General features: G+C 54.0%; 8 protein-coding genes. All 8 read right to left on the bottom strand.

Translation table 11 applies throughout. The features are described from left to right. Positions 1-254: 254 nt before the first annotated feature. Complete coding sequence (locus tag BOW51_RS03480; protein ID WP_078476459.1) at positions 255-1,544, bottom strand: NAD(P)/FAD-dependent oxidoreductase; 1,290 nt, start codon at positions 1,542-1,544, stop codon at positions 255-257. Between the two features lie 226 nt (positions 1,545-1,770). Then, positions 1,771-5,658 (bottom strand): phosphoribosylformylglycinamidine synthase, encoded by a 3,888-nt coding sequence (gene purL / locus BOW51_RS03475; protein ID WP_078476458.1) that lies wholly within the window; start codon positions 5,656-5,658, stop codon positions 1,771-1,773. 73 nt (positions 5,659-5,731) lie between these two features. After that, positions 5,732-6,508, bottom strand: coding sequence for an MBL fold metallo-hydrolase (locus BOW51_RS03470; RefSeq protein WP_078476457.1), 777 nt, complete (start codon positions 6,506-6,508; stop codon positions 5,732-5,734). 21 nt (positions 6,509-6,529) lie between these two features. Beyond that, entirely contained in the window at positions 6,530-7,693 is a 1,164-nt protein-coding gene (bamC, locus tag BOW51_RS03465; protein WP_078476456.1) for an NlpB/DapX family lipoprotein, read from the bottom strand. 21 nt (positions 7,694-7,714) lie between these two features. Then, entirely contained in the window at positions 7,715-8,593 is an 879-nt protein-coding gene (gene dapA / locus BOW51_RS03460) for a 4-hydroxy-tetrahydrodipicolinate synthase (protein ID WP_078476455.1), read from the bottom strand. Positions 8,594-8,672: 79 nt separating this feature from the next. Continuing rightward, positions 8,673-9,269, bottom strand: coding sequence for an adenylyl-sulfate kinase (cysC, locus tag BOW51_RS03455; protein ID WP_078476454.1), 597 nt, complete (start codon positions 9,267-9,269; stop codon positions 8,673-8,675). A gap of 37 nt (positions 9,270-9,306) precedes the next feature. Beyond that, positions 9,307-10,416: a sulfur reduction protein DsrS gene (locus tag BOW51_RS03450; protein WP_078476453.1), complete on the bottom strand. Its 1,110-nt coding sequence runs from the start codon at positions 10,414-10,416 to the stop codon at positions 9,307-9,309. Between the two features lie 16 nt (positions 10,417-10,432). Further along, a partial coding sequence (locus tag BOW51_RS11075) for an iron-sulfur cluster assembly accessory protein (RefSeq protein ID WP_078476452.1) occupies positions 10,433-10,641 on the bottom strand: 209 nt, incomplete at its 5' end.

Here is a 10,641-nt window from a genome sequence, read left to right as displayed (position 1 = left end):
TCCTTTGGCGCTGGCGCACGTCAGAAAAACAGTCTCGCCTAGTGGCTACCGGGGACTACGCGCCTTCGATTCTCTCTCCTTGGCGCGCAGCGAATGATTCTTCAGTGACCTCTTCCATGCATGGTGCTCGTTAATTTATTGCCAGACTATAAATATACCCCATATGCGACTATCAATAATGAACAACCAATATCGTGTATCACCGGCAACGCCACAAAAAAGCCCGGTATAAACCGGGCTTTTTTTTCAGTTTGCTACGATCGGTTTTGATCCTTGAGGCGGGTAATACCCAGCATCTTGAGAACATACTTTTCGTAGATTGGCTCCGAGCTGCCCTTCTTCATCTTGCGGATGAAGTATTTCTCGAATGCAATCTTGGCCATATGTACCCACTTGCCTTTCTTGAACCAGGCAACGTTACGCGGTGGTATCTGCGGCAGGGCAACGAAAGCTGCACCCGTGTCACCCATATCGGCGAGACAGATGGCATTCCATGTACCGTGACGATCCGGCTCCTTGCCTTCGAGTTCATTGTGAATATTGTGCACGATCGAGGTCACCATGGACTCAATCATGTAACCGGTCTTTGGCGCACCTGTTGGTACCGGGGTCGCTTCTACTGGTGGAATCGCGATACACACACCGGCCGAGTAGATGTTGGGATACTTCGGGTTACGGTGATGTTCATCAACCATAACAAAACCACGTGGGTTACACAGCCCTTCGACATTAGCGACCGCATCGACACCCTTGAATGCCGGCAGCATCATGGCGTAGTCAAACTCAACCTCGTGGCTCTTGGCAGTGTCACCATTGTTGTCGAGCTCGTCGACAAACATTTTGCCCGGCTCAACCTTTTGAGTCTTGGCGTTGGTAATCCACTTGATGTGGTGATTACGCAACTCGGACTCGAGCATGCCCTTGGAATCGCCCACACCGCCAAGGCCCAGGTGGCCAATATATGGCTCAGAGGTGACCAGCGTCATGTGGAACTTGTCACGAATGCGGCGCTTGCGCAGGTCGGTATCGACAATAAAGGCAAATTCGTATGCCGGACCGAAACAACTGGCAAACGGCATAGCACCAACAACGATATGTCCGCTGCCTTTCTCCAGCAGTGCCTTGTAGTCTGAGAAGGCGGATTCCGCATGATCAACAGAGCAGATTGAGTGTGAATTGCCTGTATCAGGGCCTGCACCTTCAACCTCTTCGAACGCAAGACGCGGGCCTGTTGCTATAACGAGAAAGTCATAATCTATGCTATCGCCATTTTCAAAAATCAGCTTGCTGTTTTCTCCGTCGAGCCTATCAACACGCCCGTGGTGGAAAGCAATACCACGACGCTCAACGTAAGGCTTGATCTCGAAACAGATATCTTCGCGGTCGCGCCAACCAACGGCAACCCAAGGGTTTGACGGGACAAACTGGAAGTAGTCTCTCTCGTTTACCAGGGTAATCTTATGTTCCTTACCCAACTCATCGCGAAGCTCGTAGGCACAAGGCATACCCCCTGTTCCAGCTCCCAATACGACAACATGTGCCATGCTCTCCTCCTACACTTTATTAGAGTTAATGCCTGGGTTTCTATATCAGACAAATAGAATATTATTCTGTACTAACTCCGCACTTTAGCAGCGGCTTTCTATTTTAACAGAAGCGGGTGTATTGGGCAAGGGGATACTGCCCTGCTGTCAGTTAGTGTTTAACCGGGGCATCCTGCGCGTTTCCCGCCAATCCGATTCTGCTGTCGGAATAAAAGCGGCTACCCCGTCAATTGACCCAGAAACGTCCGTTTTCAAACAGTCGCAGCCAGGGTGATGCCTCACCCCACTCCTCGGGAGCCCATGACATCTGTACGCTGCGGAATACGCGCTCAGGATGCGGCATCATGATGGTAACGCGCCCATCCGTAGTGGTTAGCGACGTAATACCCTGTGGTGATCCATTGGGGTTCGCCGGATACGTCTCGGCTACAGCGCCACTGTTCTCGATATATCGCATCGCAACTTGTGACTGTGCCTGCTCAAGCTGCTGAGCAGATGCGAACTCTGCCTGCCCCTCACCGTGTGCGACTGCAATCGGCAGGCGTGAGCCCTGCATGCCTGCCAGCAGGATTGAGTCGGACTCAACGACCTCGACAAGCGATGTGCGTGCCTCGAACTGCTCCGAACGGTTACGCACAAAGCGCGGCCATAGCCCGGCACCTGGAATCAGCTCCTTGAGGTTCGAAAGCATCTGGCAGCCGTTGCAGACACCCAGAGAAAAAGTATCCTCGCGCTGGAAGAATGCCTCGAAAGCATCGCGCGCACGCGGATTAAAAAGGATTGATTTTGCCCAGCCCCCACCGGCGCCAAGCACGTCGCCGTAGGAGAAACCACCACAAGCAACCAGGCCCTTGAACTCATCCAGTGCCACACGACCGGCAAGAATATCCGACATGTGTACATCGACAGAGGTAAAACCGGCACGGTCGAAAGCCGCTGCCATCTCGATTTGTCCATTGACTCCCTGCTCACGTAGAACCGCCATTTTCGGACGCACACCGGTTGCTATCATCGGTGCTGCAACGCGCTCTTCCTGATCAAACGAGACACTTGGTGAGAGACCCGCATCGTCAGCAGTGATACGCACATACGCCTCGTCGGCACAGTCCGGATTGTCGCGCAGCTTCTGCATCGCATGGCTGGTGGCAGACCAGGCAGACTGCAGATCACTGCGTCGTGCCGAGTAAACTGTTTTAGCGTCACGCTGTAAACTGATTGCGTCGCCGTTCTCAGGTCGGCCAATCGGGTGAGTCACAGCTGCAAGCCCGTGGAACTCAAGCACGGCAAACACAGCCTCCTGTTCGGATTGACGAACCTGGATAACAGCACCCGGCTCCTCGTTGAACAGAATTGCCAGGTCGTCATTGCCAAGCGCATCGAGCTCAATCGCCAGTCCGCAATGGGCTGCAAATGCCATTTCACACAGGGTCGCAAGCAGACCACCGTCGGAACGGTCATGGTAGGCGAGCAGCTTGCCGTCTGCATTGAGCGCCTGGACAGCATTGAAGAATCCCTTGAGCAGCTCTGGAGTATCGAGGTCGGCACACTCGTCACCAAGCTGGCGGAACACCTGCGTCAACGCACTACCGCCAAGCCGCTGTTTGCCTGCACCAAGATCGATCAGCAGAAGTTGCGTCTCACCCTGGTCAAGCCTCAATTGCGGCGTCAGTACTGAACGCGCATCGGTGACAGGTGCAAAAGCAGTCACAATCAGTGACAGGGGTGCCGTCATGGCACGCTGCTTATCATCCTGTTGCCATACAGTTTTCATCGACATGGAGTCCTTGCCGACCGGAATCGCAATGCCGAGTTCAGGGCACAGTTCCATGCCGACTGTCTTGACCGTTTCGTAGAGACGCGCATCTTCGCCCGGATGCCCGGCGGCAGCCATCCAGTTGGCGGAAAGCTTGATATCGCTGATCTTTTCAATTGGCGCAGCAGCGATATTGGTTATCGCCTCTGCCACGGCAAGACGCCCTGAAGCTGGTGCATTGATCAGTGCAGTCGGGGTGCGTTCACCCATCGACATCGCCTCGCCTGTGTAACCGGAATAGTCGCTCAGCGTCACGGCACAGTCCGCTACCGGCACCTGCCATGGGCCAACCATCTGCTCACGTGCCACTTGGCCGGTAATGCTTCTGTCGCCAATGGTAATAAGAAAACTCTTGTCTGCCACAGTCGGCAGTCTGAGAACACGATCGATAGCATCCCCAAGATCGATTTCGCTTGTATCCAGTGACTTCAGGGCTGGTGTGACAGATGTAACATCACGCTGCATCTTGGGCGCCTGGCCAAACAGCAGCGACATTGGCATATCAATTGGCTGGTTGCCGAAATGGGCGTCAGAGAGCGTCAAGTGCTCCTCGTCAGTTGCACTGCCAACTATCGCGTAGGGGCAACGCTCACGCTCACAGATTGCGACAAATTCGTCGAGACGATCCTGATCGACCGCCATCACGTAGCGTTCCTGTGATTCGTTGCACCAGATCTCCATTGGAGACATGCCCGGATCATCATTTGGCACTTCGCGAAGTTCAAAGTTGGCGCCACGCTCACCATCGTGTACCAGTTCCGGCAGCGCATTGGAGATACCACCGGCACCGACATCGTGGAGAAACAGAATCGGGTTGTCATCACCACGCTGCCAGCAACGGTCTATAACCTCTTGGCAGCGACGCTCCATCTCCGGGTTACTTCTCTGTACGGATGCAAAATCGAGATCTTCTGCCGAGGTGCCGGATGTCATTGAAGAGGCGGCACCACCACCAAGGCCGATCAACATCGCCGGGCCACCCAGTACGATCAGGGGTGAACCTTGCGGAAACATGCTCTTCTCGACATGGTTCTGACGAATATTGCCGAGGCCGCCAGCCAGCATGATCGGCTTGTGATAGCCGCGCAATTCAGATTCAGCTGCTGTGCCCGGAACCTGCTCCTCGTAACTGCGGAAGTAACCGCACAGGTTGGGACGACCAAATTCATTATTGAATGCAGCAGCACCGATGGGGCCCTCGAGCATGATATCGAGTGCTGAAACAATACGTGATGGCTTGCCGAAATCCTCTTCCCACGGCTGTTCTGCACCAGGCAGGCGCAGATTGGAAACAGAAAACCCTGTGAGGCCGGCCTTGGGCTTGCCACCACGACCGGTCGCGCCCTCGTCGCGAATCTCGCCACCAGAACCTGTTGCTGCACCCGGGTCCGGTGAGATGGCGGTCGGATGATTGTGCGTTTCGACCTTCATCAGGATGTGCACAGGCTCATCCGAAGAGCTGTATTCAGCACTCCCGGGTTGCGGCATGAAACGCTTTGCCTGGTGGCCACTGATAACAGCGGCATTATCACTATAGGCTGACAGGACATCAGCCGGAGAGCTATTGGTGGTGTGGCGGATCATCGAGAAGAGTGACTTCTCACGTGCCTCACCGTCGATCAGCCAGTCCGCATTGAAAATCTTGTGGCGGCAGTGTTCGGAGTTGGCCTGCGCAAACATCATCAGCTCGACATCAGTCGGGTTGCGCCCGAGCTCACTGAAACTCTCAACCAGGTAGTCAATCTCGTCTGCTGAAAGTGCAAGTCCCCATTCTGAATTGGCTGTGACAAGCGCATCACGGCCACCGTCGATAACATCAACCGTACGCATCGGCGCCGGCTTGGCATGCACAAACAGTGCGGATGCCTCTTCAAGGTCAAGCATCACTGTTTCTGTCATGCGGTCATGCAGCAACTCACCGGCATGCATCAGCTGTTCTGCATTGAGCTCTTCACCAGCATCAATAAAATAAGCTGTTCCGCGCTCAATACGCCGAATCGATGCGATTCCGCTGTTATGCGCAATATCGGTCGCCTTGGTTGACCAGGGCGTGATCGTTCCGGCTCGTGGCACGACCAGCAGCATCTGTCCACGCTCGGCAACAGGCTCACTCGCCGGCCCGTAGCTCAGCAGCTGTTCCAGAATGGCCTGGCTATCCTGATCCAGTTCGGTCTCAGTTTCGACAAAATGGAGATACTCGGCATCGACAAGGCAGTTATGACCAACTTGCTGCGACAGGGTCGCTTGAAGTTTCTGACGACGAAAATCGGAGATTGCAGCTGAGCCGCGAAGAATCTGCATGGTTCTCAAATCCAGGCTATGTACAAGAAAGGCGGTACGGGGATTTTACCCCAAGAGGCGCAATAATCGGAGCTTAATTAATCACAAACCAGTCGCTCACTGAATCCTGCTGCAACAGGGCCAGGCGTTCATCCAGATCCGGCACAGCCTTGCGCAATTCAGACTCGACCAGGTCGGGGTGATTATTCTTCTCGCTGATATGACCTGCAACCAGGCACTGCAGCTCGTCGACGTGAATCGATTCGAGCAGCTTTGCTGCCTGGCGGTTGTTGAGATGCCCATGATCACCCGCCACCCGCGCCTGCAGGGAAGGCGGATAGGGGCCGTTGTGGAGCATACCGAGGTCATGGTTGCACTCCAGGAAGAGTGCATCGAGTGAACTCAGGGTGGAGACGATGTGCGGCGTGATGGAACCAACATCCGTGAGCATGGCAAAACGCTTGTGCGACGCCTCGAACAGGAACTGGCACGGCTCTGCAGAATCGTGAGGCACTGTGTAGGGCGTTACCTGGATTTCACCGATTCGAATCTCGCTGACGCTACTACTGATCGACTGCAGCTCAACATCTGCATGCCACGCTCTCCTGCCTGCCTGCTTGCGCAGGGTACCGTGCGTGGCCCACAGGGGTACGCCATAACGTCGTGCGAAAGCGTTGGCACCGCGGATATGATCGTCATGCTCATGCGTAATCAGCAACACATCGATTCCGGATGGATCAATATTGATGAGCTGCAGACGCCGCTCCAGCTCTTTGACCGAGTAGCCGCAATCGACCAACAGGCGGGTATTACCCGCCTCGATCAGTGTCGCATTGCCGCGACTTCCACTCCCGAGTGAGCAGAAGCGCATCCCAGGGAACCTCTAAACCCGTTACCTGAGCTGGGCGTGCAGCAGTGAAAGAATGCGTGTAGCCGTGTTGGACGAGACTGACGCACCCGAATCATCACGTACAGTGACGCGGGACAATGCATCGCTCTCTTCAGCAAGGTGAATTATGTAGGTCACTCCACCTTCCGGGCGCTTCGAATCGCCATCGCTCCAGAATGCCAGTTTTGACAACCAGCCTGACTTGTTACTGGTGTAACGCTCGTCATCCGGATCATTGTAGCGAACATAATAGTCGCCAGCGGAGCGGTTACGGTCCTCGACGGTAAAACCGACACGGGTCATTGCAATACCGACAAGGCGCCATGCGCGGGCATAATCAGTGCGCACATCAAGCGTTGGTACTGCAGCACCTGTATTCAGTGACGAGAGACGCTCTCCACTGGCTGTAGAAGAAGCTGCCTTACGAGCCGCTTTTTTATCAGATGCGCCCATGAAGGCCATCAGGCGTTGCAGCATAACTGCTTCAACTTCAGGATCGCTTTCTGCAGGAACCCAGATACTCTGGTCGGTATCCTTGCTGCCTGCGCCACTGACCAGCTTTTCAACCATCGCCGAATGCGTCAGGTAAACCTCGGTCTTGCCTCCAGCACCACGCTCAAGACGTGTGCGGAACTGGTCGCGCGTTCCGCTTGAATAGATGCTATCGATACTCTTACGCAGGAAATTGGTAATGAAGTCTGACTTGATATTGGCACGGTTCTCGATCCAGTCAGTTTTCATGACACCTGCAATTGGATCCTGCTCAACCAGGATGATGCCGGCATCAAACCAGAAATCGAGCACCTGGTCCCAGACTGCATCAGGCGTACCTGTAACCTGCAGCCAGCGCTTGTCACCGTCGCGGCGCACTTCAACCTCTGCATTTTCCGGCAGTACGTTGCGGCCATAGCTGCCGCTGGCGCCTGCTTGCTTGCCTGACTGGTATTCAGAATAGGTTGTAACAACACCGCTGCTACCAAAGGTAACGCCACCCTCAGCTAGTCCGTCTCTTGTGAGATCCGGTGGAACTTCAAGCGAAGAATCTGCCTGCTTCGCGCGTTTGTACTCTACTTTTTTGTCCGGTAAGACATTGCTCGTACTGCAGGCACCCAGGGCCAGTGATACAAGCATTCCTGCCGACACACTCAAAACACGCTTCATTGTCATCTTTTTCACCAATTCTCTCTCTTAATTCAGTACGCCGGATTCGCGCAGTGCGGATTCAACTTCTGCATGACAGCTATCGTCCAGCACAGTCAGCGGCAAGCGAATACCCAGTCCGATCCGTCCCATACGGGCCAAAGCCCATTTTGCCGGGATCGGATTGCTTTCAACAAACAGCTTGTCATGCAACGGCGCCAGTTGGGCATCGAGTTCACCTGATTCAGGTGAACCGGCCAATGCCGCAGTAATCATACGGTGCATGATACCGGGAGCAATATTTGCTGTCACAGAAATCACGCCATTACCGCCATTGAGAACAAACTCCCTGCCGGTGTCATCATTTCCGCTGTAGAGAGCAAAATCACTCCCGCACAGCTCACGCAGTGATGCAACCCGTGACGGTCCATCTGCAGCTGCCTCCTTGAGGCCGGTAATATTACTTACAGCTGACAGACGTCCAACTGTCTCCACATCCATATCGACAGCAGTTCTTCCAGGTACATTGTAAAGTATCTGCGGTATATCGACAGCTTCCGCCACCGCCTTGTAGTGCAGGTACAAACCCTGCTGCGTTGGCTTATTGTAATAGGGAGTCACCAGCAGGCAGGCATCAGCACCGGCTGATTTTGCACAAGTCGTCAAGGTGATCGCCTCGCTTGTCGAGTTGGCACCTGTGCCTGCAATAACCGGAATTCGCTTATTGACAGTCTCTACCGTTGCGCGAATGACGTCACAATGCTCTTTCTCGTTGAGCGTTGCAGACTCCCCGGTTGTCCCGACTGCGACAATCCCGTCTGTTCCCTCGGCTATATGCCATTCGACGAGCTTCTCGAGCGCGTCGTAATCGACATCGCCATTATCAAGCATCGGGGTGACAAGTGCTACAAGACTGCCGGTAATCATGGAAACTTCCTGAAATTCAAGTGCACGAATTCTACCCTGCCGCCCGCATCGGGGACAAGCCCGCATAATTCATACAGGCTCAGGAAATCAGCGAACGTTGTTTCAGCTCATTCAGGAGACTGTCAACATTCGCTTCAAGCGGATTAGCGGCTGTATCTATAGTAATTTCGGCACGCAATGGCTCTTCATAAGGTGCTGATATACCGGTAAAATTCTCTATTTCACCCGCCATCGCCCGCTTGTACAAACCCTTCAGATCACGTTCCGCACAGGTTTCGACCGAGCAATTGCAGTAGATTTCAAGGAAATCACCATGCGGCATCTTGCTGCGAGCAAGCTCGCGATCGGAACGGTATGGCGAGATAAAAGCCGCCAGCACAATGGCTCCTGTCTCACTGAAAAGTTTTGCCATCTCACCGATGCGGCGCAGATTCTCGTGACGATCCTCTGCACTGAAAGAGAGATCGGCACACAGGCCGTGCCTGACATTATCTCCATCGAGAACGACTACATTGCAGCCTTGTGCAAACAACGCCGCCTCGAGCGCAAGTGCCGTTGTCGATTTGCCAGACGCCGACAGACCGGTAAACCACATCACACAACCCTTGTGCCCGTTACGTTCCTCACGATCATTACGACTGATCACACTTTCGTGCCAGTAGACATCCTGACTCACTCACTCTCTCCTGGCCGTCACACGGCCCTCTGGATTCCTAGCTTTCAACTCTTAACTGTTTGATATGCTCAGTGACCGGGGTCAATGCCGGCTCGAGCTTCCTGCGCATCAGGCTGCCTATCGCAGTCGAATCTCGCAGCATCGGGCGTAAAACACCATAACCCAGTCCGGATAACAGTCGCATCGAAATCAACCACTCCGCGGCCCTGTCATCAAATTCCGCCAGCTTCGCAAGCAGCGACTGCTGCTCGCCAGGGTAACTCTCAAGTTCTTCCCTGAGTTGGTCCAGCGTCAAATCTTCGACACCTTGCGGCCGTAATGGTGCGAAATAACGTGCAATGATGTCAATACTCCGGGTGACAATCTCCTGTGTTGACGGCTTTGCCAGTACTGCTTCTGCGGTTTGAAGAAACGCCTGTCCCTGCGGTGAAAGAAGTCTTCCCAGCTGCGCGATTACAGGATCGTCATCAATATCAAAGTGTTCGACAAAGCGACGGTAAAGGTCACTTGCATCATTCTGCCCTGGCAAATCATCCGGGCAGCTCTCAAGAAAGCCGGCAAGATAACTGTTCTTTCTGCGCGACTTTTTCCACAAATCCTGCTTTGCCTCTGAAGAGATCAAACCGGGTTGCAGCACGAAGGCAACCGTCGTCATCTGAACGTCCGGTTCGCTCTCAAAAGGCAAATGTTCGACAAGATAGTCGGCCAGCACCGGGCCCATCGCGCCGCTACGCACAGTCTCATTGGCCAGCATACGCCTGGCATTGTCTGCATCATCCATCGCCCACCAGGCACGTCGTGCCAGCTCATCGGTGAGACCGGCAGCACAACTGACTGCCACAACCGCCTCAGGCTCACCCAGCAACAGCAGTTGATCGAGATTATCTCCCCGCATCTGACCCATGCGTGTCCACCGTTGCAGGTAGACCGGGTAACCGCCGGGCGAACCCAGTACATGTCCGGAGAGCATTGCCCTGACACGCTTGAGGTATCTGCCGTCATTACAATCTGGATTGAGCTGAACCTGCATCTCTCCCTTGTCAGTCAGGGCATACAGGATCATCGTGGATTCGTGAATTCGTATCGCGTCAGGCTTGTTAGCCAGCAGAACGTTTAGACGCAGAGCATCTTCCGGGGAGAGTTCCATGCAGAAAAACTGTCAATTATTCAGCGGGTGGAACGTATGTTGGATCTTTCGGATTCAGAAAAATAAACTGCATGTTGTCCTCTTCAAGAGAGACATAGTCGAGAGTCGTCTCATCCAGCATAGGGACATATTCGGGTGCCATGACAACATCGATGCCTTCACACTTGAAGCTGATATCTTCATCGTTGGAGTCATCAAATCCCATCAGGTAGTCGAATGAACCAT

This window comes from Solemya elarraichensis gill symbiont, assembly GCF_002021095.1.
Classification (GTDB): Bacteria; Pseudomonadota; Gammaproteobacteria; order Chromatiales; family Chromatiaceae.
Note: the sequence above shows the minus strand (reverse complement) of the source record. Positions and strands in the feature narration are given on the sequence as shown.

What these genes read in the sequence shown, in the direction of transcription:
- bamC (WP_078476456.1), bottom strand. Translation starts at nt 7,693, where the DNA reads ATGACAATGAAGCGTGTTTTGAGTGTGTCGGCAGGAATGCTTGTATCA.
- BOW51_RS03480 (WP_078476459.1), bottom strand. Translation starts at nt 1,544, where the DNA reads ATGGCACATGTTGTCGTATTGGGAGCTGGAACAGGGGGTATGCCTTGT.
- BOW51_RS03450 (WP_078476453.1), bottom strand. Translation starts at nt 10,416, where the DNA reads ATGGAACTCTCCCCGGAAGATGCTCTGCGTCTAAACGTTCTGCTGGCT.
- dapA (WP_078476455.1), bottom strand. Translation starts at nt 8,593, where the DNA reads ATGATTACCGGCAGTCTTGTAGCACTTGTCACCCCGATGCTTGATAAT.
- BOW51_RS03470 (WP_078476457.1), bottom strand. Translation starts at nt 6,508, where the DNA reads ATGCGCTTCTGCTCACTCGGGAGTGGAAGTCGCGGCAATGCGACACTG.
- purL (WP_078476458.1), bottom strand. Translation starts at nt 5,658, where the DNA reads ATGCAGATTCTTCGCGGCTCAGCTGCAATCTCCGATTTTCGTCGTCAG.